Annotated in this window: 25 protein-coding genes; 3 read left to right on the top strand and 22 right to left on the bottom strand. The window is 59.6% G+C overall.

Features of this window, described 5'->3' with window-relative positions; genetic code table 11:
- Window positions 1–6: 6 nt before the first annotated feature.
- From virB9 to EFQ99_RS28940, 11 genes are read right to left on the bottom strand one after another with little or no spacing between them, the layout of a single operon-like run.
- Window positions 7–861 carry a P-type conjugative transfer protein VirB9 gene (gene virB9 / locus EFQ99_RS28990; protein WP_126924596.1) on the bottom strand — a complete coding sequence of 285 codons (855 nt, stop codon included), beginning with the start codon at window positions 859–861 and terminating at the stop codon, window positions 7–9.
- Entirely contained in the window at window positions 858–1,529 is a 672-nt protein-coding gene (locus tag EFQ99_RS28985; protein WP_126924595.1) for a VirB8 family type IV secretion system protein, read from the bottom strand. The genes virB9 and EFQ99_RS28985 overlap by 4 nt, the downstream gene beginning before the upstream one ends.
- Window position 1,530: 1 nt before the next feature.
- Window positions 1,531–1,815: a hypothetical protein gene (locus EFQ99_RS28980; RefSeq protein ID WP_126924594.1), complete on the bottom strand. Its 285-nt coding sequence runs from the start codon at window positions 1,813–1,815 to the stop codon at window positions 1,531–1,533.
- A 39-nt stretch (window positions 1,816–1,854) separates the two neighbouring features.
- On the bottom strand, window positions 1,855–2,787 hold the full coding sequence (locus tag EFQ99_RS28975; RefSeq protein ID WP_126924593.1) for a TrbL/VirB6 family protein: 933 nt from the start codon (window positions 2,785–2,787) through the stop codon (window positions 1,855–1,857).
- 3 nt (window positions 2,788–2,790) lie between these two features.
- Window positions 2,791–3,024 (bottom strand): EexN family lipoprotein, encoded by a 234-nt coding sequence (locus EFQ99_RS28970; protein WP_126924592.1) that lies wholly within the window; start codon window positions 3,022–3,024, stop codon window positions 2,791–2,793.
- Window positions 3,021–3,719, bottom strand: a complete 699-nt coding sequence (gene virB5, locus EFQ99_RS28965) for a P-type DNA transfer protein VirB5 (RefSeq protein WP_126924591.1) — start codon at window positions 3,717–3,719, stop codon at window positions 3,021–3,023. Before virB5 ends, EFQ99_RS28970 begins: the two co-directional genes overlap by 4 nt.
- Window positions 3,719–6,085 (bottom strand): VirB4 family type IV secretion/conjugal transfer ATPase, encoded by a 2,367-nt coding sequence (locus EFQ99_RS28960; protein WP_126924590.1) that lies wholly within the window; start codon window positions 6,083–6,085, stop codon window positions 3,719–3,721. Before EFQ99_RS28960 ends, virB5 begins: the two co-directional genes overlap by 1 nt.
- Complete coding sequence (locus EFQ99_RS28955) at window positions 6,078–6,416, bottom strand: VirB3 family type IV secretion system protein (protein WP_126924589.1); 339 nt, start codon at window positions 6,414–6,416, stop codon at window positions 6,078–6,080. The genes EFQ99_RS28960 and EFQ99_RS28955 overlap by 8 nt, the downstream gene beginning before the upstream one ends.
- Window positions 6,417–6,421: 5 nt before the next feature.
- Entirely contained in the window at window positions 6,422–6,721 is a 300-nt protein-coding gene (locus EFQ99_RS28950; RefSeq protein ID WP_126924588.1) for a TrbC/VirB2 family protein, read from the bottom strand.
- Complete coding sequence (locus tag EFQ99_RS28945) at window positions 6,718–7,377, bottom strand: lysozyme family protein (protein WP_126924587.1); 660 nt, start codon at window positions 7,375–7,377, stop codon at window positions 6,718–6,720. Before EFQ99_RS28945 ends, EFQ99_RS28950 begins: the two co-directional genes overlap by 4 nt.
- Before the next feature lie 3 nt (window positions 7,378–7,380).
- Window positions 7,381–7,920: a hypothetical protein gene (locus EFQ99_RS28940; RefSeq protein WP_126924586.1), complete on the bottom strand. Its 540-nt coding sequence runs from the start codon at window positions 7,918–7,920 to the stop codon at window positions 7,381–7,383.
- Between the two features lie 91 nt (window positions 7,921–8,011).
- On the opposite strand from EFQ99_RS28940, the gene EFQ99_RS28935 reads away from it, so the two are divergent.
- From EFQ99_RS28935 to EFQ99_RS28925, 3 genes are all read left to right on the top strand, one after another.
- Window positions 8,012–8,365, top strand: a complete 354-nt coding sequence (locus EFQ99_RS28935; RefSeq protein WP_126924585.1) for a MarR family transcriptional regulator — start codon at window positions 8,012–8,014, stop codon at window positions 8,363–8,365.
- A gap of 62 nt (window positions 8,366–8,427) precedes the next feature.
- On the top strand, window positions 8,428–8,709 hold the full coding sequence (locus EFQ99_RS28930) for a hypothetical protein (protein ID WP_208722827.1): 282 nt from the start codon (window positions 8,428–8,430) through the stop codon (window positions 8,707–8,709).
- Window positions 8,710–8,734: 25 nt separating this feature from the next.
- Window positions 8,735–8,971: a BrnA antitoxin family protein gene (locus EFQ99_RS28925; RefSeq protein ID WP_126924583.1), complete on the top strand. Its 237-nt coding sequence runs from the start codon at window positions 8,735–8,737 to the stop codon at window positions 8,969–8,971.
- 132 nt (window positions 8,972–9,103) lie between these two features.
- On the opposite strand, the gene EFQ99_RS28920 is transcribed toward EFQ99_RS28925, so the two are convergent.
- From EFQ99_RS28920 to EFQ99_RS28870, 11 genes are all read right to left on the bottom strand, one after another.
- Window positions 9,104–9,685 carry a hypothetical protein gene (locus EFQ99_RS28920; RefSeq protein ID WP_126924582.1) on the bottom strand — a complete coding sequence of 194 codons (582 nt, stop codon included), beginning with the start codon at window positions 9,683–9,685 and terminating at the stop codon, window positions 9,104–9,106.
- Between the two features lie 696 nt (window positions 9,686–10,381).
- Window positions 10,382–10,789, bottom strand: a complete 408-nt coding sequence (locus EFQ99_RS28915) for a hypothetical protein (protein ID WP_126924581.1) — start codon at window positions 10,787–10,789, stop codon at window positions 10,382–10,384.
- A 159-nt stretch (window positions 10,790–10,948) separates the two neighbouring features.
- Complete coding sequence (locus tag EFQ99_RS28910; protein WP_126924580.1) at window positions 10,949–11,368, bottom strand: DUF1419 domain-containing protein; 420 nt, start codon at window positions 11,366–11,368, stop codon at window positions 10,949–10,951.
- A gap of 196 nt (window positions 11,369–11,564) precedes the next feature.
- The gene (gene repC / locus EFQ99_RS28905; RefSeq protein ID WP_126924579.1) at window positions 11,565–12,857 is read right to left on the bottom strand and encodes a plasmid replication protein RepC; all 1,293 of its coding nucleotides are present in this window, start codon (window positions 12,855–12,857) and stop codon (window positions 11,565–11,567) included.
- Window positions 12,858–13,011: 154 nt separating this feature from the next.
- Entirely contained in the window at window positions 13,012–14,013 is a 1,002-nt protein-coding gene (gene repB, locus EFQ99_RS28900; protein ID WP_126924578.1) for a plasmid partitioning protein RepB, read from the bottom strand.
- 2 nt (window positions 14,014–14,015) lie between these two features.
- Window positions 14,016–15,209 (bottom strand): plasmid partitioning protein RepA, encoded by a 1,194-nt coding sequence (gene repA, locus EFQ99_RS28895; RefSeq protein WP_126924577.1) that lies wholly within the window; start codon window positions 15,207–15,209, stop codon window positions 14,016–14,018.
- 221 nt (window positions 15,210–15,430) lie between these two features.
- On the bottom strand, window positions 15,431–17,227 hold the full coding sequence (locus EFQ99_RS28890; protein ID WP_126924576.1) for a DUF2207 family protein: 1,797 nt from the start codon (window positions 17,225–17,227) through the stop codon (window positions 15,431–15,433).
- A 127-nt stretch (window positions 17,228–17,354) separates the two neighbouring features.
- Window positions 17,355–18,683 carry a hypothetical protein gene (locus tag EFQ99_RS28885; protein WP_126924575.1) on the bottom strand — a complete coding sequence of 443 codons (1,329 nt, stop codon included), beginning with the start codon at window positions 18,681–18,683 and terminating at the stop codon, window positions 17,355–17,357.
- 107 nt (window positions 18,684–18,790) lie between these two features.
- Window positions 18,791–19,195 (bottom strand): type II toxin-antitoxin system VapC family toxin, encoded by a 405-nt coding sequence (locus EFQ99_RS28880; protein WP_126924574.1) that lies wholly within the window; start codon window positions 19,193–19,195, stop codon window positions 18,791–18,793.
- Window positions 19,192–19,425 carry an AbrB/MazE/SpoVT family DNA-binding domain-containing protein gene (locus tag EFQ99_RS28875; RefSeq protein ID WP_126924573.1) on the bottom strand — a complete coding sequence of 78 codons (234 nt, stop codon included), beginning with the start codon at window positions 19,423–19,425 and terminating at the stop codon, window positions 19,192–19,194. Before EFQ99_RS28875 ends, EFQ99_RS28880 begins: the two co-directional genes overlap by 4 nt.
- Before the next feature lie 69 nt (window positions 19,426–19,494).
- Entirely contained in the window at window positions 19,495–20,247 is a 753-nt protein-coding gene (locus EFQ99_RS28870) for an SDR family oxidoreductase (protein WP_126924572.1), read from the bottom strand.
- Between the last annotated feature and the right edge of the window lie 184 nt (window positions 20,248–20,431).

Below are 20,431 nucleotides of genomic sequence, written 5' to 3'. Positions count from 1 at the left end.
CTCCTATTATCCTCTGCCATCTTGAGTCTTGACGACGCGCTCGACAGAAGGCGAGGTCGTATTCGTATCGGGATTGATGCCGACACGGTCGTAGGCCTCATTGAAGACGCAGAGGACGTCGCCTCCCCTGCGCAGGATGAACTTGCGGCTGATCGCGTGCACCAGCACCAGGTTGCCGTCCACGGACTTCGGCACCAGGCTTTCGCTACCGTCGGAATTCTCCATATAGATCGCCGGCATTTCCTGGTTGCCGACGAAGGCGAAGGTGGTGACCTTGCCGTTATCATAGACCGCCTGCGGTTCAAGCGCCGCCGACCCTTGAGCGGAATAGCGCCAGTTGCGTGGCCCGTAGGCTTCGTGAAGAGCAAGAACCTTATCCGCTTCGCCGGCCTGAGCCGCTTGCGCCCGAGCAGCCCCATCGAGCCTCCGGCGCTCGGCCTCGTCGGTGGGATAGCGATATTTCACATAAAAGTAGGTGTTCTGCCCGGCCTCGACGGTGCCATCGCGCACCGTCAGCTCCATCTGATAGCTGCGTGTCGAGCCGTCCCGCCGCGTCGTCACGACCGAAATGTTCGTCACCGGCTGATTTTCGCGGGGTTTTAGGAACAGGATATTGCCGGCCGGCGCCACCTCCCACGCGACACTGTTGCCGAGCGCGACATGGGCGATCTCCTCGTCGGCGGCAAACTCGATCTGCACCGAGGACCGCAAGCTGCCGACGACCTTCGTGATGTTGTAGGGCTGATAGTCGACAAAACGGATGCGGCTGTCCTGGGGCGCGCTGCGTGGGGTCTCGAGGGCGAACGCTACGGATGAGAGGCTGGCGGCCATAGCCAGGGTAATCAGGAAATGCTGTTTCAATTGATGGCCTCCGGATCGGCACGATATTCGCTGACGGCGAAACCCAGCGGATTGATCAGCCGGTCGGTCGAGGACATCGGCGCGTTGACATAAGAGAAGGTCAGCGTCGCCACCCAGTGCGTGGTGCGCACATCGTCGCCGCGGGTGATCGTCCTGATGTAGCGGACCGAGACGACATTGGCGTTGATCAGCGAGATCGAAACGATGTTGATGCGCGACACTGCGCTGCGGCCGTAGATATTCTGCGGAGAATCCGGATTGCTGCCTCGATAGACCACTGCAAAACGTGTCTGCTCCGGCTGGGTCGACAGCAAGGCGACCGACCTAAAATTTTCCTCGGCCTCACTCCAGACGTAGCCTTCTCGGGCACGCACGTACTTGGCGGCGAAATATTTTGTGACGGCTTCGTCATAGGCGCCGGCGGTCGAGGTCAGTGCGGAGACGACGTCGACGATGCCGGTCGAATTGTCGACCCGCACCACGAAAGGCTCGACCGTCTTCAGCGGCGTGAGGCCGGTGACGGCGAAAATCGAAGCGGCGGCGAGCACGCTGGCGGCAATGGCGATGAACCAGGCGACGCGGGCGGACCGCTCCACCTGGATGAGCCGATCCTGATCGAATCGGCGCGCCTTGTCGAAATAGCTCTTGAGATTGTCCGTGGTCACCATGTCACTGTTCCCCGCACGGCCGATAGGAACCCGCGGGATCGAAATGCGCGAAGGCGGCGGGCTCCACTGTCACCGGCTCTTCGCCATAGGACGCGACATGGCTGACGGCCGTTGCTGGGGCAGTTTCGGAAGCGGGCTGCGTGACGGCGTTATTGTCCTCCCACTGCCACATGGAGCGGTTTAGAGGGCGGCGGGAATAGCCGTCACATTTGGGCAGAGGGTGGGAGATCGAGGCACAGCCGGTCAGGTCGATGGCAAGGGCAAGCGATAAAATGATGCGGATCATGTGGAGCCAACCTATGCAATGTTTGTGGTCGAGGGGCCTTCATCCGGCACCTCCGGATCTGAGGCGGCGACCGACGGAGCGGGCTCCTCGTCCGACCGCTCGAGCGCTGCGGGAGGCTGCCCAAGCGAGCGTGCTTTCGTGAGCGTCGCGAGCGGCGCCATATCCGTAGGTCAGGGACGCTCCGCCTGCCGCAAGCGCCGAGGCGATACCGGGCAACTGGTAGAAGACGTAGAGGGCGGCAAGGCAGATGGCGCAAAGCGCGACCGGGCGCATCAAGACGTCGGTATAGCTTTCGATCGCCGTGAAGGTCGTGTCGATGCAGGTGATCAACAGCGAACCGATCGCGACCACCAGGACCTGCAGAATGACAAAGTTGGCGAGCTGACCGATCCAGGACTCGGTGAAACGACGGGTTGATTGGAACATCGCGAGCGCTACGAAAATCGGGCCGATCGCCAGCACGATGGCAAGCGCCAGCCGGGCATAGAGCGAGACGATGTAACCGATCGCCGCCACGGTGAATGTTGCACCGATGACCATCATCCCGCCGATACCGGTGACGATATCGACCGGCCAGGATGCACGCGACCAGATTTCGCGGGCGCATTTCTGGCCCTTGTCGAGCAGGCTGTCGAAGGTGGAAGCGCTCGGTACAGCGCCTGAGTTCAACGCCTGGGAGATCTCACGCGGCAGGGCCTCGAAGAAAATGTTAGTGACGTAGGTCTGATATTCACTGGCGTTGCGCACCAGCATGACGATGATCGCAAGCTTCATTGCCCGAAACGCGAATTCGAGAATGGGATCCTGGACGGATCCGCGCAGGACGAGGTAGCCATAGAGCACGACGTAGAGCGTCAGCGCCGCGGTGAGCGGGCCGCTTATCCAGTTGGCGATGTTCGACGTTCCCGACGAGATGAAATTTTCTAGCGGCGACTTGAACTGGCCGTCGACGAAGCTGAAGACCTGGTACATGCCTCAGCCTCCAAGCGATGTTTTCATACGTTCAAGTCGCAGCTTCCAGTCCGCCGCCTCCGCATTTTGGCAATTGGGCGTTTGGCGCAACTTGCCGGGGTTGTTGCGGCATTCGCTTATGATCTTTGTCAGCAGAGCCTCATCAGCCATGAGCTCGTCGACAGTGTAGGTCTTGTCTCCCTGGCCGAAGCAGCCAGAAAGGGTGAGGGTGACGACGCCAAGAAGGACATGTCTCATTTGAGCGCCTCTCCCATGGCATCCATGCGTTTGCGCCAATCCTCGGCCTTGCGCTGATCATCGACCTGAACCTTTGCTTGCTGGACCATCTGCAAACCCTGCATGCGCAGCACGTCGGTTTGCAGAAACGCCGTTTCTGCTTGTAGCCGTGCCTGGAGATCGGCGATGTCCTTGGCATCCGCGGCACCCGATATTTTCTGGCGCAGCTGATCGATGCCGTCGATGCGCTTGGTGGCGGCATCGTAGATCTGCTGGCCGAGGCTCATCTGACCGGCATTCTGGTTCTGGACGCGCGACAATTCCTGCGCATAGAAATCGTCGGCGTTGGTGCGATAAGTCGAATTATCCTCGCGGAATTTAGACGCCGAACTGCCGAAGACGCCGGTGCCCGATCCCTTGAACAGACCTTCGATCGCACTGAAATCCTGCGGCAATGCCTTGCGGATCGAAGGATCGTTCAAGAGGCTCGCAACATCTGCCATGTTGGTGATCTTGTTCAGCGATCCGTAAAGCTGCTGAGCTTGCTGGAGCTGCTGATTGAGCGTGTCGAGCTGGGACTTCAGTTGGGTGATGCTCTCGATCTGTTTGGCGATCGCCGTCTGGTCGATGACAGGGATGCCCTGCCCAAACGCCGCTCCAACCGGCAACAAGGCAGCTGCCGCCGCAAGAGCAAGGCCTATCCAGCTTCTTGCCATCAACCCGTCCTCCTTCTTTGCTGAAACACCGGCAGCCAATCCTCGAGGCAGTCGCCGACCTCCGCCCGGATCGCCTCGGCGAGTTCGACATTCGCGGTTCGGCCGGACAAGATATCGAGCTCGTCATCGAAACCCCTGAGGTTCAGTTCGGCGACGACGCTGTTGTGGCCCTGCTTGACGATGAAGCGGCGGCTCTCGACCGAGAGCTCGCGGGAGAGAAGCTCGAACTCGCGCTCCGTCAGTTTGAACCCGTCGACATAGTCGCTATGGTCACCGCGCGGATTGGGAAGGAAGATCTGCGTCGGGCATTGCTCGATGATCGTATGGGCAATCGGCGAGCCGATGGCGTCGCGCGGACTTTGGGTCGCAAACAGCATCAGCCCGTTCTGTTTGCGGATTGTCTTGAGCTTGTTCTGGGCGAGATCGCGAAAGCCTTCGTCCTGCAACGCCTTCCAGAACTCATCGATGACGATGATGATGCGGCGCCCGTCGATCAGTTGCTCGATGCGAAAGAACAGATAGGCCATCAACGGCGTGCGTATTTCCTCATTGTCGAGAAAATCGGTCATGTCGTAGCCGATGAACTTGGCGCCGATGCCGATGTCGTCGGTCTTGTTGTCGAATACCCAGCCGAGCGGCCCTCCCCTCTCCCACCGCCTGAGCCGCGAGGCGATGCCTTCGGGATCGGTGTTGTTGAGGAAGGTGCGCAAGGCACCGATCGAGCGCCTTTCGACCGGCAGGTCCGCGAGACCGTCGATGGCCGAGGCAATGTCGCGCAACTCCGTGACCGTCAGTTCGCGCTTCGCCGATCCGACAAGCCTGCCGATCCAGCCTGCGAGAAACACCTTGTTCTCCGCCGTGAGCTCCAGTGCCTTCAGCGGGGCACAGCCGGTGGCAACACCGTTTCGAAGCGGCAGATAAGTGCCGCCCGCCGCCCGAACGAAAAGGTCGGCTCCCCGATCCTTGTCGAAGAAGACCAAATGGGGGTCGTGTTTTTCGAGTTGGGAGAGCATGAAGTTAAGGAGCACTGTCTTGCCCGTACCCGAGGGGCCGCAGACGAATGTGTTGCCAAGGTCGCTGTGGTGGAAATTGAAATAGAAGGGCGAGCCGGAGGCGGTCTTCAGCATGGCGACGGCCGGTCCCCATTCATTGCCGTCCTTCTGCCCGGTGGGATAGGAATGATACGGAGACAGGGCCGCGAAATTCCGCGACGTGATAGCACCCGATCTTGCCCGGTAGCGGAAATTGCCCGGCAACTGCCCCCACCAGGCTGCCTCAAGGCCGAGGTCCTCGCGGGCAACGACGGCGCCACCGTTGGTGAGATATGCCCGCGCCTTCGCCATATGGTCGGTGAGTTCTTTCACCGACGGCGCAAAGACCGACAGCGCAAGATGATGCTCACCGACGACAAAGCGGTTCGACTCCAGATCGTCCATCGCATCGCCGAGCTCTTCGATCTGCGACGCCGCCTTATCGCCGGCGCTCACCATCTGGTTTTGCTTGCGCCCCATGATCGTGCGCGCATCGGCTTTCGAGGCAAAGGCGAAAGACTGCGTCAGGATGAGCTCGAACGGCGCCGTCAGGATGCCATCGAGCATGCCGCTGCGGGTGGTCGCCGGATATTCCTTGAAGCCGAACATCCCGGCATAGCGGCTATCCGCCTCATGACGGATCTCGATGGTCTCTCGCCCAAAGATGACCCGATCCGAATAGATTGCCGAGGATATCCTGCCCTCCGTCAGCGGGATGCGCTCCCGCCGGCCGCCGACGATCTGGTGCAGGACCTCGCTCGGCTCGGAGAAGACGATGCCATCGTGCTCATAAGTGGAGAGCACACGCGGCTCGAAACGCTTCAGGCCGGCGGTGACATCGGATACCTTGTCACTCAGGCGCTTGAAGGCATCCTCATCGAGCTCGATGTCGGCGCGGCGTGCCTTGCGTAGACGGGAGAGAAGGTGGGCCGCCTTTTCGCCGGGATCCCGACCGGGATGCCAGACGAGCGAGAGATAAAGGTCGTTCCGAAACAGATCCTCGCCGATCATGCGTTCGCGGTATCTCGCGTTCAGCCGCTGCGAGAAAGGATTGACGAATTGTCCGTCGGGATAGTCGTTGTCGCGGCGGCGAATGACGTGTGTCCAGAGAGCCAGACGCTCATCGGCGATGTTCCGGTAGAGCGTGTTGAGGTCGCGATGCAGGCTGTTGAGGTCCAGGACATCAGCGGTTTCGAACGATATGCCTTCCAGGGCGATCATCACCATCAGCGCTCTCGACTCGAGCGCAACTGTCGTCTCATCGACATGGCGCGACTGGGGAATGAAGGTTTCCGGCCCGAGTTCGCGCGAGCGAAGCGTTGCGATGCTAGGCAAGGGTCAAATCCCTCTCGTCATAGCGTCTGGTGAGCTTCAAGGGTGAGAGGGTGGCGCCACCCCAATAAGCGGTGTTGCGCGACCGGCCGCGGGTCTCGATCCACGCGATGAGGATCCGGAACCTGTTATGATCGTGCTTGACGAGCGTCCGGAATATGAAATGGAAGACGACGCCGACAAGCGCATAGGCGATCGATCCCGCGGTGATATAGAGGATCGTCGTCAGCATGATGTTCACACCCATCGCCTCCATCGTCACGCCGGCGATCATCGCCGGACGGGTACAGGCAAGGAACAGGGTGTCTTCCTCGATACCGGAAGCTGTCGGCATGATGTTCAGCCTCCGACGATGGTATTGACGAGTTCGGTCGCGCCGAAGATCCCGCCAATGCCGATGATCCAGAAGCCGGCGCGGCGCAGGTCCATGTAGCCGAACATCCAGGCAATGCAGATGATGATGACGGCTATGACCGCAAGCAGCCGGGCGATATTGCCGGTCAGCATGGTGACGATGTTCTGCAGGACGGTTTCGACGCCGGCGGCCTGGGCGAAGGCCGGTTCCACCAGCCATGCAACGATGGCGGCTGCCATCACGGCGGAGGCTGCGACAGGGCGAAGGCTTGCTTTCGAGATCATTCACTTTGCTCCGATGAATGTTTTTCAAATACGAGAACCGAAGAAGTTCGCGGGGCGCTGAAGACGTCCCAGGATGCGGCCTCGTCCGACTGAGGAAGGGATTTGCCAGTTGGTGGCGCCTGTCGAGAATCTGCCGGCTCCCGAGGCACCTCTTCGTGCCCTTCGGCGATGGTGACAGTCGCCAGTCTGACTGGCAGGCGGACCATTTCCTGGCGGACCTGCTCGTCATATTTGACCATGCGGCCAACAGAGGGATCGGCCCTCCCGTAATAGGACTGAAGCATGACCTTCTCGGCCTGCTTCGCATCGGCGCCGGCGCGTAGAGCAAGGCGATAATAACCGTCGAGCAGAGTGCCGGTGACCTTGAGGTTCAGGCAGGGATCGAAGGCATCCGAAATCGAAAACTGCAGTTTGCGCAAATCCTCCAGACCGATACCGCCAAGACCGATCTGGATGTCTTGCCGATCGGCGGCAAGAGAGGTCGCGACCTCGATTGCCTCGGCCTTCGATGCGGGTTGGCGCTCAAGCGGCGGACCGCTGTTGATGCGAATGGCGAAGGGCTTGAAACGGCTCTCGAGACTGATGACGGCGGCCAGCGTCCTCACTTCCACCATTGGTGCGCAGCTCTGCGCAAGATCCACAAAAGCGGCGGCCATCAATCAGTACCAGACCCGTTGTGTCGCCGCCCCGTCGATCGTCACATCGATGTAGTGGGGTTGCGGTCGCACGTTTGGCCGGGCCGTCGGATAGCCCATGCATCGGCGGCGCCCACCCTCCCGCTGCCACCGTGACGACAAGACCGAGCGATCCGTGAAACTGTAGCTGTCGCCGAAATTGGGGCAGAATGCATCGCTGACCGGCTGCAGGCCCGTCGACACGCAGGTTACTTCCTGTCCGCGCGGACCATAATCGCTTTCTAGCCGATATCCGGTTTCGCAATAATAGGGCTCGTAGGCGGGGCGCGAACTTTTGAAGCCGACACCGCTGCATGTCGGGAACGAATACCCTTCCGCAAGCTCCCGCCACAGCTTCTGGATCGGAGGCCGGCATTCTGCAAACTGCGTCGGGCCGCCGGGATTGGAGAGGCATAGGATAACCTCGCAGCCCCAATCATTTGCTTGCGCCTTGCCGGGTGAAGTAAGGTAGGGTGGCAAAATGCAGCAGGCCGCGACAACTAAGTTGAGCAGAAGGTTTTTCATGAGCACGCCCCTTCAAAGGACATTTCACTGCCGAAGAGGTCGCTTGCCTCTCGAACGATCCATACTACCTTATATAACACAGTAAAATAGCATGACAAGAGCGCTCAAGACCCAATGGCACAATCTCGCCTTCTCAGGCCTCATCCTGCATGAAATCCTTGACCATCCTCTCGAAGACGAGACGCCTCAGGCAAGGCTGAAGCAGGTCGGCATGATGACGATCCTCTACAGCATGAACCAAGTGCACCAGAAGCTAACTCTTTCCAGCATTATGGAAATTACGGCTCTCACACGCACCGGCGTCAAGGAGACGGTGGATCTTCTGGTGAGACGTGGGATGTTGGACGAGACGATCGTCAAGAATTCGATGGGGCGCGGAACGGCGCGCCAGTTCGAGATTTCGGAGGCGCTTTTGGAGAAGCTAAGTTCGTTCGGCGCTGGATGACCAACAAGTTAAAGTCACGAATTTCTTGCGCGCGTCAGTTCTCGCCTGTGATGGAGCATTGAATGACACCACGCAGATCCATAGCCGAACGGGTGATCGCACGGGCGACCAGTCGCGGCATGCCCATCGATGGAGACGTTGAGTGCATGGCAATCATCGAGCTGTGGGTTTCGGGCGATATCGAAGCGGGTGAAATGCGCGATCGATTTAATGCGTTGCTGACACGCCGCTCACGCAGCAAGCGCGGCCTTGGTCCCAGCCCCGAATTCAGTTCGGAGATGTCGCAAGCTGCTTTCGTCCAGGTAGACGACGGACCGGCTGACGAGGTCCCTGACAGACCATAGATTTGCCAAGCCATTGGAGAGAAGCATGACACGAACTCCACGTCGCCCCGCCAATCCACTTGATGCGGCGGAGGCTTTGTTCAAGCCAGCAAAGAAGACCGCACCGGCACCTGCCGTTGAACGTCGAGCGCTGCCGAACGTCAAGGAGCAGGTCTCTTTGAAACTCGACAGCGAGGTACTCGCCTATTTCCAGGCGGAGGGGCCAGGCTGGCAGGAGCGCATCAACGATGTGCTACGTGCCGCCATGACGGACGATCGTTGAACTTGGCTGCTCACGCGGCTACCCGTTCAGGCGCAGCGGTCCGACCAAGCCATTGGGCTATCGCACCATCGAAAGAGTTTCCAAACAATGAGCTAGTCACGACGGGGTCAAGCCGAGGACATGCTCTCCGGCTCAGGCAGCACCGAAGCGATGCAACATCATTCGAAGCTGCAGATTCTGTTGGCGAAGGCGATCAGCCAAAAGCGCCTTCAATCGGCGATTTTCGGCTTCGAGGGCGGGCAATTCATCAATTGAAGCTTCGCTAGGAGCCGCCGAATGGGAAGTTTCTGAGGTACCGACCTTATCGTCGCCTTTGGGCGTAGTTGGCAGCCGATGGCCTATCATCTCCGATCGACGGGGCTTTCTTGTCGCGACGGTGGCTTTTGCAACGACTTCGACGATGGCCAGTTCTTGAGGCTCTGAGCGCTCTTCCACGGTCGCAACGGCGATCGCAGTGATGGCATCAGAAGTCTCGGCCACCGGCGCGGGGACCGTCTCCGCGACAGACGCATTTTCCACGGCAGGCGCGACGACAATGTCTTCGGCTATCGGTTCAGCTTGCTGCCCGTCCTCGAACAGCTGCGGCGCAACGCTCGCTGCCTGGCGGGCAAATGCCTTCAGATCCGTGCTGCCCCAGATGGATCCCTGCCGGGCCGCCGAGCGGCGGCCCTTCGACTTCATCTCGACAACGAAACTTCTCTGCGGGGTCTTCATGTCATTCCAATCATAACAGCCCTACCGGCAGGCTATCGAATATCAAAGCGCTCGAGCATCTTTTTCAATTGAGCGTTCTGCAGTTTCAGCTTCAGCGCCAAGGCAGCCTTCAGCGCCGCGATTTCTTCGTCGAGAGCCACAACCTCCTCAAGAAATGTCAGAGGCTGCGCCGGAAGAGATACGACCCGTGGGTCGTCGCTCGGCTTCGACGGAGACTGCGTCACGACTTGAACCGAACCGGGCTTTATACGCTTCGACCGATTTTTGCTAGGGCGCGACGGGACTTCCACATCGCCAAGCTTTCCTGGTGCTATTGCGACCGGAGTTGGATCTGGTCGCTCGATCGCGACTTCCGGCTTAACCAGGTTAGCCGCCGGCTCCGATGGTAAGCGGGACGCGGGTTCGCTCGGTTCGACTATGGTCCCGACCACCGATGCTGACGTAGCCGGCGCTGCGTCCCGATCCCCTGTCTGGTCCTCGGCCGGTTTCTCCGGAGCAGCGGGAACGACAGGTGACGCCAGCGTTTTACGGCGCGACGTCAGGTCCGCGAGAAATCGCCATGGTGACTTCATAGTGCTTTACCCCCTGACTGGAATGCGCACCGGCGCTGCGAGATCCTTGCAGATCCCGCTTGCCAAATTTCTTGAACTGCTACGCTTGCCGGTGTCAAAAGACAGAACGACGGAACTGTTCGCGTCAGACGCGATCGAGCCGCCTGCGCAGGTCGGCGTTTTCGTTGCGCAGCTTTTCGGCAAGCAGCTTGCGAAGACGCTGGTTCTCTTCCTCCAGCTTGATCAGATCTTCAATCTCATCAAGGACTGCGACAGCGGGCGTTTGCGGCTGTACGGCAGCCTTGGGCGTCCGCTTGGCTCTGGTAGCCTTTGCTGCAACTTCGGACTTTGCAACGACCGCTTTGGCCCTCCTGCCACGGCCGCTTGCAGCCTTCACGGACTCAGCCGGTGCGGCAGCAGCTTTCGACGGAACGTCGGCCGGTGCCGCAACGGCTTTCTTCTGACGAGGTGCCCGGGTCTTCTTCACAGCGGGTGTCTCTACCGCCGCTACGCCTGCAGCAACAGCGGGGGCGGTGTTATTCTCTTCAGCCATCGATTATCTCCTTTAGAGCCGATTCTTTTTCGGCCGCGCGCGATACTCTGTCAACAAGTGCTTGTGTGGACCTTTCAACGCTTCAAGTCCCGTGTCCGCGGACGATCGTGTGTCGTTGTCACCCACCTGCCCCGCGTCCCTAAGAACCTTACCCTAAAGCTATGCGACCTCGCGTTTGTCTGCTGGTACATCGAACGACAAAACAAAAGAGGCGCGCGACCCCTGGGGTGCGTTCGCTAGACCTAGAGAGCACCAATCGCATGCCATGCGGCGATGCAGAATGCCATCGGTAACAGGTGGTCGCCACACAGGGGAGAGCGGTGGCGGAATGTCGAGCATGCGGTCATGGTCGGCCTCGGCGATTTCGAACCATTCGCCGACATGGAGCCGGTAGGCAAGGCGCGCCTCGTCGAAGGGCGCTTGGGTGTGACGGTTCACCATCGAAAAATTGTCGCGGCTAGCGACACCCTCGAAGATCTCGTGACTATCTCGTGTTCGGCTCTCCCACGCCTGCCCTCGCGAACTGCGGAGGCCGTCGAGCGATAATGCCCAGCCTGCGGGGCAACTTGGCGGGGTCATAATGCATTGAAACTTACAGTAAACAAGCTATTAACCAGAAGCTCTATCGTGCTTCACTTCTGTCACGCCTGCAAACCTTAGAGCCTTCCTGACTATATCGCACATCCAAAGGCACAATCTTGCATAATCTCGCAGCGATGGCTCGGGCAAAGTCAGACCTGGTCTCAGCTCCCTGGCCGCCAGATACGCCATCCGTTCAGCCAGTACGTTTCGCCACTCCACCATTTGCCCGCACCAGCGCCATCAGCATCGGGCCGATTGCAAACTCGCCTCTCTCGGTCCTTCGGGTGAGATCGCGGAGATAACCGCCGGGCGAATTGATGTGTCCGCCTCTTTCCAGAATGCAGGCGATCACCGTCGCGGCGTTTTCCGGCCCCATGCCGGCGCAGGCCTCCTCATAGGCCGAGGGGCTGACGCCCAGCATCGAGCGGACGACGACGGCGGCCGACATCAGGTCGCGCCAATTGCTGATCGTTCCGCCCGGTCCGTAATCTTGAATTTGCGGGCAGGCCTGGAGAACGAGGCCGAGCGGGAAGGATTTCAGGCCATGCCCGGCCGCCGGATCGGCCATCGGCGGTTTCCTGCCGGAAGCCCCCTGATGTTTCAGCCTTGGCTCGTCCTGCGGCTCGGCGATCGGGTCGTTATCGGCCGCCGCCTTCGCGCCCTGCTTCGTCTCGAAGCCTGGTTCAAGTTCAGATGTGGAGTCGGGGTTTGAATTCTGTTTGTGGCGCTCAATTTGAGACTCATTGGCGTCTATTTTTTTAATTTTTACCTGCCTTTCCAGCAAGTTGACCGCTTCCTCGCGCAACAGCCCCATCTCGTCGAGCAGCGCCGTCAACGCTACCGCACTGGCCACGCGCGGAAGCCGCAGAACGAGATCGCGAAACAGCATCGACATCTGCTCCCAGTCGCCCGGAACTCCTTCCTCGATGGCTGCCGCAATCAGCTTCGAGATATCGCGCCGGCACACCGTCAGGCGCTCCCTGGTCGCCCTGACGAGCTCCCGGTCGGCGACTGCCGCAGCGGCAAGGCTTTCGATCTCGACCGCACGTGCCAGAAGCGGCGCGACGCTGAAGCCGAAGGCCTCGCCGATCGCCCCCGCCCTGTCGCGGCGCGCATAGCGCTTTCCGTTCGCGCTGTCCTTGCGCAAGATCAGGCCGGCCTCGACCAGCACGGCAAGATGCCGCCTCAGCGTCGCCGGCGTCATCCCACGGGCGCGAAGCGAAAGCTGCGCGTTCGAGGGAAAGACGATCAGGCCCTTCTCTTCGGAAATCTCGTCGTCGGGGTAGAAGGTCAAAAGCGCATCGAGCACCGTCAGCGCCCGGTCTGTCACGCCAAGCGCCGGCCGCGCTTCGCAGATCGCCCTGAACAGCTTCCATTTGCTGCGTTTTATCCCCGGCTCGATCGTCTCGGCCAGTTGCTGGCTTGCCAGCATGCCAAGCGACATCGGCCGCCGCCCAAAGGGCGTCGTCACATATCCACTCTCCATTTGCCTTCACCTCAGTTTAGGCAAAAGAAAACCGTCCACCCTTTTCGGTGCCAGGACGCTTGACTGTGATTCGTGGAAATGCGATTCTCGATGTGCTTAAGATCTGAGAAGGGCTTCCACGACGGCGTCGTTGGGGGCCTTTTTCTTTTGCGCGCTACGCTCCTCTGTGCTTTTTGAACTCCTGGAACAGGCTCTGCAGCCTTTCCTGGACGAATTGATCGAAACCGGGCGCGGACTTGCCGTCAAAGACGAAGGTTGCGCCGGACGCTGTCTTTTTGACCGTCACCGGCACACCGCTGACCTCTGATTTGACCGCTGCGGACTTCGGCGCGGCCGCCCTCTTCGTTGCCAGCACGAATGCCTGGTGAAACCGCTCGTCACTCGAAATTTTGCGCGCGTCGTCCGCGGACAACTCGGCGATGATCTTGTCGACGTCGGCATTTTCCAGCCGCTCGCCCAGCTCCAGCCATCGCCGGCGGCCGATGTCAGGCGCAGCACCGATGGCGTTGATGAGTTCCAGGGGGACCTGCCGGATCACGATCAGCATTCTCGAAAGCGCCGCCTTGTCGACGCTGAGCGCCGCCATGATGACGTCACGGCCGAAGCCGCGCTCTTCCAGCCGTGAGGCAAAGAGCGCGCGTTCGACATAGGAAAGATTGGTCCGGGCGCTGTTTTCCTGGCCCTGGCTGACGACCAGCTGACCGTCGGTCAGGTCGCGGACAACAGCGCGCACCCTGATGCCGATTTTCCTGGTGGCGGCCAGGCGGCGATGGCCGTAGGCAACCTGATAGCGCCCCTTGGTCTCGGGATGCGGGCGCACCAGGATCGGAACCTGCTGCCCGTGATCGCGGATCTGCTCGACGAGGTCGGCAAGCTCAGCCGCGTCGATCGCCAGTCGGTCGCTGACGAAGGAGGCGTCGATCAGGCCTGGATCGAGTTCGACGATCATCTGGCCGGCGGCGAGCTGGCGTTCGAGCTCGCTTGCCCGCTCCATTTTTTCGGTGATGTTGCCGAGCGTCTTCGTGATGCCGCCGACGGGTGCCGCACTGCGTTCCTGCGGGACGAAGCCCGCAATCGGGCGATTGTCGCGCGGCGCGACCGTTTCCGTCCTGGCCGGGTTGGGCGCGGAAATCTCGATGAGGTTCTTGCGCGCCATCTCTATTTCCTTCCCCAGGTGGAGCGGATATGCGCCTCGATCTCGCCATTCACGAGGTTCAGCGACTCCAGCGCCCGATCATAGGTTCCGCGTGTGAACTGCGACCGCTCCACCTCGTAAAGGGTCTGCTTGGTGACGCCGGCATCGGCAACCGCCGTCGACTTCACCATGGGATTGTGCAGCATGCGATTGCCGAAGATCGCCCGCATGAAGCCGGTCATCTGGCTCTGCGGCCCGTCATTCGGCTCGAACCGCGTCACGAGATAGCGCATCCAGTCATAGCTGGTGCGCCCGCCGGCCTTCTCGACCACCGACATCAATTCGCTCGTCATCGTCAGGAACTGCGACATCGACATGACGTCGAGCATCTGCGGATGAACGGTGATCAGCACCGAGGTCGCGGCGCAGAGTGCCGACATGGTCAGGAACCCGAGCTGCGGCGGGCAGTCGATGACCACGACGTCGTAAAGGCTCTCGATATCGGTCAGCACCTCGCCGATGCGGGCGAAGAACATGGTCTCCGCCGTCCCCGATGCCATGGCTTTCGGCGTCTCGTGCTCGAATTCCATCAGCTCGAGATTGCCGGGGATGAGATGAAGATTGGGCGTGTAGGTGGCGCGCACGATATCGGCGATCGGGCGCGGCTCCTCATAGCGGATCGCACCATAGATCGTCTCGCCTTCCCCGACGTCGAACTCCGGCTGATGGCCGAAGAGTGCGGACAAGGATGCCTGCGGATCGAGATCGACGGCCAACACGCGGTAGCCCCGGAGCGCCATGAACTGCGCCAGATGAGCCGCGGTCGTGGTCTTGCCCGAACCGCCCTTGAAATTCATCACGGAGATGATCTGCAGCTTTTCGCCCGGCCTGCGGGCCGGCACATATTTCGGCGTTCCGTTGCGCTCGTCAAGGACCCGGCGAATCCGGTCCATGTCGGTCGCGCTATAGAGCCTGCGCCCGTTTGGAAGCGGATCAGGCCCGTGACCGTCAGCCGCCACCTGCCGGAGATAGCCTTCGCCGATGCCGATGAAGGCCGCGGCTTCGGCCGGCGAAAATGTCCGGATCGTCTTTTGCGACAGCGGAGGAAAGATTTTTGCCTGATGCTGCTGAAGTTGATAGGATAACTCCGTCGCATCTGTTGCCAGAAGCGACGGGAGGTGCTCTTGATCATCTTGAAAAGCAAGACTCGGCTGCATGATCTCTTTCCCCAGGCAACTGCGCAATTTTGAACGAAAGCGCTTCAGCTGCGCAGTTAATATATGCCTCGATTCGTGACCGAATTACAAACGCTTAACCAAAACGCCTGTTTTGACGCGTGCCGACACCTGTGGACGCAGGCAGATTTCACCAATGTCGGCAACGCCAAAGGCCCAAAATGGCTCGGCGAATGACAGGCCACAGCCCGCGGCTAAAATGCCTATGGTTCAGGCCCGCTCAGCCAATCAGGAGCGTATGAAGCGATGCCGTTGGCTTGTCGCCAAGCATCGAATACCTCGCTCCAACCGTGCTCAAGATCGAATGCGATGGCGTAAGGCAAATAGCGTTCATAAACCGCAACGGACATCTCCTGGCCGCTGGCTTGCCCGAGCATATAGCGTCGCAACGTCTGCAAGTTGGCGCGAATCCGTATTTGACTGAGCGTAGGAAGCCTAATCATCGCAACAACAAGAATGCTCCCGGCAACATCGACACAGATCGCGGCAAGGTAGGGCAACTTGTCGCCGGAGGGCGGATACTTCGATACGTAGTAAGTCGAGCTAATAAGGAGGAAAGGCATTCCGACGAATATGCTGAAAATCGACTTTGCTCGTGCAGATCCTCCAATTTCGATGGCTTTCTCCGGATGCAGCAAAGCTGTGATCAGCGCCATTACCGTGATTGGGATTGCAAACATAGCCAATGAGAAAACCACGAGCCCGGATAGATAGGCAACCACCGCACTGACAGCCATAATCACGCAAAAGGTCCAGACATATGTCTTGATACCCTCGCCTCTTTTTTGCCGATACTCGCTGGAAGCCGCAGCTCTCAATTCATCGCCGGCACCATGGAAGACATCAGCCGCCGAGCAGTTGCCATTGTCAGATGGATGTTTGCGGATTCGGTCCAGGACTACATGGAGCGGAAAGGCAAGGCTTGGCCGTTTGACGCCGGGTTTCCTCCTCGCGTTATACGGAAGCACGTCAGACACCTCGGCGTCCTCCCCGAGACTGGAGATGCGAAGTCTTTTCGCAATCGCCAGTCGGCACAAGGATGCTAGGAAAGCCGGCCTGTCCGCAGTTTTCTCCCAGCGAAAATGCAGATAGGCGGCAAGAACGGGCGACGTTCTTTCGATCAGTTTTCCATCGATGTCGGGCCAGGATATTCGATTTAGTCGATAGCTCCGCCGAAGCCGAAATCCGGTAAAGATGGCCGCAATCGCTGGGCCTATCAGGCTTGCAAAAATCAATAGGTGATCGGAAAGCCACCAACTGAGAAGCTGTGCGTTTGTTGCGGGAAGAAAGGTCCCCACCGGATATTCAATCTCGATCCCCGGCAGTGTTCGATCCGCCTTACCAAGCGGTATAGATATCGTCAGCTCTGTCGGCGAGCGCCAGGTTACATCATAACCCGCATGCTCACCTTGAGAGGACCGCAAAGTCCCGCCTGCGGGTATCGTGACAAGGATTGTCTTTGCGGCTCCGCGGTCATGAACGCTGCCCATGAACGCCGGCAAGACCAGCGTCTGACGCGCTGCGTCTTCCTGAACCAGCCGGCCCAACCTGTAGTCGATCGTTATCGTGTTCAAACCGAGATGAAATCTCGGACTACAACTTCTGCAACGCCTTTCACCGACATAGACCGAATAGCCCTCCAAGCTTTGCTCCCTGAAGTGGTACTCGGGAGATCCGTCGCGACTTGTCGATAGCAGACTGAAATCTCTCCAATGAGCACGATTGTCGGCATCGATGAACCGCTGAGGGATATCGACATAGACACCGCCATAGTTGGACTCTTGCTTGGCGAAAATCTTGAACGTCTCTGATACGCGAGCGCTCCCATCGCTGGACACGAGGATAGTGCTGTCAGCGGAATAAACATCAAACTCCCTGGTAAAATTACTGCAAGCACACAGCAATAACAGAAGAGCGGAAAGCAGAAGCCCCCGCATCAGGGCAGCCTTTTCCGATAATTTTGAAAACAGAATGATCGAGGAGAAAATGACGTTTTTCATCAAAACTGAGTCTATGAATGCTATACCTCGATCAAAAGTGCTAAAATTCAATCGATAGATGCAAATAAAAAGACTCGCAGAATTCAAGGCAAGTTAAATCTGGAGACGGGTTGTGGGCGCGCTCCTGTTAGCCCCCATCATCCTTCAGGTAGCTGGTGCCGTTGATAACCAGCAGTCCATCCGAGCCTTTATCAGGTTCGAAGATGCTCATGCTCTCCGTCTTGCCGCTCGTATCGGTTAGGTCGAGGCGATAGCCCGAAAGCCTGTAGCGTCCGCTTGAACCAGGCCGGTCGCCTGAGGTGGTGACGCCGGTTTGCGATCCGCCGATCTCATTGGTCATCGAGACGCCGGACCAGCCGGTGCGTTCGAAAACGCCGTTTTTATGTAACGTCAGCACGCGGCTGGCGGCGACCGATCCCGAGGAGGTCATGGTCATGCCGCTCGATGCGAAGGTATAGACCCATGTGCCGTCAAGCGTGGCGCCATCCTCGAACCGCGGCACGGCGCGATAGTCTTCGTCGGCGATCACCAGGTCCTGCCCCTTCTTCGAGAAGCTCTTGGTCTCGATCTCGATCGTCCCGTAGGGAGAGGTGACGCTGCGCATTTCGATCAACCCGGCCGACGAGAAGAACCCGCCGCCCGCGAGCCTGTAGAGGCCGCAATCGGTCGGATTGTCCTTGCAGTGCTCGACGATGCTCCGGCCGCCCTTCGGCAGTTCGGTGCTGAACAGGCCTTTCGGGTCGAAAATGTTGATCTCGCTGTCGGAATAGAGGTCCATGCCGCCGAAGACATTCGGCCGAACGCCGGTATCGAGATGGGTGAAGACGCCCTCGAGCCCGCCGTCGTCGCTTGCGGGCGCGAGATCGAAATCCTTGTCGGAAGGATTGAGCTTCACGGAACGCACGATAGCCTCGAAATAGGCCTCGGCGCTATTGCCTCTGTCGCCGCTGAGGTTCAACAGCAAGAGTTGCAGATAGGCCTGCCGCTTGTCGCCGGCGATGCCGACGACGATCTGCTTGATGCTTATCTCCTGCTGCTGAACGCAGCAGCGTTCCTCCACGCGGATATCGTGGCCGTTCACGGTGACCCCGTAATGCTTGATCAGAATGTCTTCCTTGGCCATTTCGGGAAGCGTCGCGACGAAGGACTTGAGGCCGGCCGGGAGCGAACTGCGTGCTGCCGGGATGGGCGTGGAGATCTGGATCAACGCGCTGCCGCGCTTGTCGTCCCCCGTCTGTGAAAAATCCTTCTGCAGCATGAAGAGATCGCCCTTGCCGGCTTTCCTCCAGCCGGCGGCAGCATCAGGCAGGCTCACCGTCAAACCGCCGATATCGGCGGATGCCGCAAATGCCTGCGGGCAGACGAGGAGGAAAAGGAGGCCGAGAACAAAACCCAAAGCAGACCTGAACCGGCAGACCCGATCGTTGTGCGCGTTTCCCCATTCCCCATCGACCATGCTCCGTCCCCTTCGTTGGCTGCCGCCGACGGGATCTGGAGCCGGTTGCGGCGATTTCAACCCTGAGCTTTCATGAAGGTTTTTTAAAAGCTTCGGCCGTCGAAAATTCAGGAAGCGGGCGCTATCAGTTTCAATGACGGGAAATAGGTGCGATAGCAGCCGACATCTCGTGTCAGAAGCGGCAACCGCTGCACGGCTGCGTGAGCGCCGATGAAGAAATCGGGAAGGACGCCGGTGCGCGTTCCGCCCGCCTTCCGATACTGGGTGAAGACCTTGCCCGCGAGAAACAGGGCGGCCTTCGGTATCGGCGTCATTTCGATGCCGGCCTCGTCGAGAAGAGCTTCGAGGGTCTCGATCCTTTCGTAGCGGACCGCGAGTTCGGCATAGATCACGTCGTTGATCAGCAAGGGGCCTTCGATGCTTGCCGCCTCGAGCTGGGCGATCGACCAGTCCGACCATTTCGGGTCGTCGGTCACGAGATCGAGCAGAACATTGGTATCGACGAATGTCACGTTTCGCCGCGCGTCAAAGCCATGATGGCGTCGGTATCGAGGCCCTTGCCGGCGTGGCCGCGCAGCTTTTCGAAGCGGCTCTCCGGCCGTTTCTTATCGGCGCGCGTCAGCACCACGCTGCCATCGGCCGCACGATGAAAATCGACCTGGCTGCCGGGAGCGATGCCGAGCAGATCCCGAACGGGCTTGGGTATGGTCACCTGCCCTTTGGCGGTAACGGTCGTGGCCATGTCGAACGCCTTTGTAATACTCTTCTTCTCAAAGGTATTACCTCGCTCGATTAAATTCAATCCCGGCGGCTAGGCGGCCGTCGATTGGTAGAGCCAGTCGGAGAGCTTCTCGGTCGCCCTGCGCGCCGCGGCGCCTGGAAGCAGGACGCTGCCGGTCAGCTCGACGCCGAAATAGGACACGGAGGGATCGGTCACCACCTGCCGCTGATCTTCGTCTGCGGCGAGATAGATCCGGGCGATTTCATCGATGCCGAACTGTTCCGGGCCACCGATCTCAACGATATCGCGCAATGGATTGCCGGTCGCCAGTTCCGCCAGGAATGCGGCGACTTCCCGGGCGGCGACCGGCCTCATGGCGGCCGGAGGCAATCGAAGGAGATCGCCTTCGGCGCCAATGTCGATCAATCCGTTTATGAATTCGTAGAACTGCGTCGAACGCAGGATCGTATAGGGCCGGTCCGAGGCGCGGATGAGATTTTCCTGCACGGCTTTCGCACGGAAATAATCGCTTTCGACAAGATGCGGCGTGCCGACCACGGAGAGCGCGAGATAGTGCCCGACGCCTGCTCGCGCCGCGGCCGCAAGCAGGTTCTTCGTCGAGGCCCTGAAGAACTCGAACGCCGAACTGTCGCCGAAGGAGTCGGCATTGGTCACGTCGATGACGATTTCGGCTCCTGCCATCGCCGCCTCGAGGCCCTTGCGGGTCACCGTGTCGACCCCGAACGATAGGGATGCGGCCATAACATCATGACCTGACCGGCGCAGCTCCGCCGTGAGTTGCGTTCCGATAAGGCCGCTTGCTCCCGCTACCATGATCTTCATGTCGGACCCTCTGTTGCGTCTCGTCTTCAATGCCTCGCTCGCATCGACAATGACCGGAAAGCCGCACGTCTTCCATCATGCCTGAGGTCTTGCGCCCTAACCTTTAGGCATAGGCAAGCCAAACCGAAGTCCAGGCTGTCTCAGCGGGAAAAGCAACTGTCTTCCGGTCCCGTTCGCGCCTAGA

The organism is Rhizobium vallis, assembly GCF_003985155.1.
GTDB classification, from domain to species: Bacteria; Pseudomonadota; Alphaproteobacteria; order Rhizobiales; family Rhizobiaceae; genus Rhizobium; species Rhizobium vallis.
This window is presented reverse-complemented; position numbering and strand designations above follow the sequence as displayed.

Excerpts from the sequence above, each read along its gene's own strand:
- EFQ99_RS28925 (WP_126924583.1), top strand. The coding sequence starts at position 8,735 with ATGACACGAACTCCACGTCGCCCCGCCAATCCACTTGATGCGGCGGAG.
- repC (WP_126924579.1), bottom strand. The coding sequence starts at position 12,857 with ATGGAGAGTGGATATGTGACGACGCCCTTTGGGCGGCGGCCGATGTCG.
- EFQ99_RS28985 (WP_126924595.1), bottom strand. The coding sequence starts at position 1,529 with ATGGTGACCACGGACAATCTCAAGAGCTATTTCGACAAGGCGCGCCGA.
- EFQ99_RS28915 (WP_126924581.1), bottom strand. The coding sequence starts at position 10,789 with ATGGCTGAAGAGAATAACACCGCCCCCGCTGTTGCTGCAGGCGTAGCG.
- EFQ99_RS28885 (WP_126924575.1), bottom strand. The coding sequence starts at position 18,683 with ATGGTCGATGGGGAATGGGGAAACGCGCACAACGATCGGGTCTGCCGG.
- EFQ99_RS28955 (WP_126924589.1), bottom strand. The coding sequence starts at position 6,416 with ATGCCGACAGCTTCCGGTATCGAGGAAGACACCCTGTTCCTTGCCTGT.
- repB (WP_126924578.1), bottom strand. The coding sequence starts at position 14,013 with ATGGCGCGCAAGAACCTCATCGAGATTTCCGCGCCCAACCCGGCCAGG.
- EFQ99_RS28920 (WP_126924582.1), bottom strand. The coding sequence starts at position 9,685 with ATGAAGACCCCGCAGAGAAGTTTCGTTGTCGAGATGAAGTCGAAGGGC.
- EFQ99_RS28945 (WP_126924587.1), bottom strand. The coding sequence starts at position 7,377 with ATGGCCGCCGCTTTTGTGGATCTTGCGCAGAGCTGCGCACCAATGGTG.
- EFQ99_RS28890 (WP_126924576.1), bottom strand. The coding sequence starts at position 17,227 with ATGAAAAACGTCATTTTCTCCTCGATCATTCTGTTTTCAAAATTATCG.
- EFQ99_RS28970 (WP_126924592.1), bottom strand. The coding sequence starts at position 3,024 with ATGAGACATGTCCTTCTTGGCGTCGTCACCCTCACCCTTTCTGGCTGC.
- EFQ99_RS28935 (WP_126924585.1), top strand. The coding sequence starts at position 8,012 with ATGACAAGAGCGCTCAAGACCCAATGGCACAATCTCGCCTTCTCAGGC.
- EFQ99_RS28930 (WP_208722827.1), top strand. The coding sequence starts at position 8,428 with ATGACACCACGCAGATCCATAGCCGAACGGGTGATCGCACGGGCGACC.
- EFQ99_RS28975 (WP_126924593.1), bottom strand. The coding sequence starts at position 2,787 with ATGTACCAGGTCTTCAGCTTCGTCGACGGCCAGTTCAAGTCGCCGCTA.
- repA (WP_126924577.1), bottom strand. The coding sequence starts at position 15,209 with ATGCAGCCGAGTCTTGCTTTTCAAGATGATCAAGAGCACCTCCCGTCG.
- EFQ99_RS28980 (WP_126924594.1), bottom strand. The coding sequence starts at position 1,815 with ATGATCCGCATCATTTTATCGCTTGCCCTTGCCATCGACCTGACCGGC.
- EFQ99_RS28950 (WP_126924588.1), bottom strand. The coding sequence starts at position 6,721 with ATGATCTCGAAAGCAAGCCTTCGCCCTGTCGCAGCCTCCGCCGTGATG.
- EFQ99_RS28870 (WP_126924572.1), bottom strand. The coding sequence starts at position 20,247 with ATGAAGATCATGGTAGCGGGAGCAAGCGGCCTTATCGGAACGCAACTC.
- virB5 (WP_126924591.1), bottom strand. The coding sequence starts at position 3,719 with ATGGCAAGAAGCTGGATAGGCCTTGCTCTTGCGGCGGCAGCTGCCTTG.
- EFQ99_RS28910 (WP_126924580.1), bottom strand. The coding sequence starts at position 11,368 with ATGACCCCGCCAAGTTGCCCCGCAGGCTGGGCATTATCGCTCGACGGC.
- EFQ99_RS28940 (WP_126924586.1), bottom strand. The coding sequence starts at position 7,920 with ATGAAAAACCTTCTGCTCAACTTAGTTGTCGCGGCCTGCTGCATTTTG.
- EFQ99_RS28875 (WP_126924573.1), bottom strand. The coding sequence starts at position 19,425 with ATGGCCACGACCGTTACCGCCAAAGGGCAGGTGACCATACCCAAGCCC.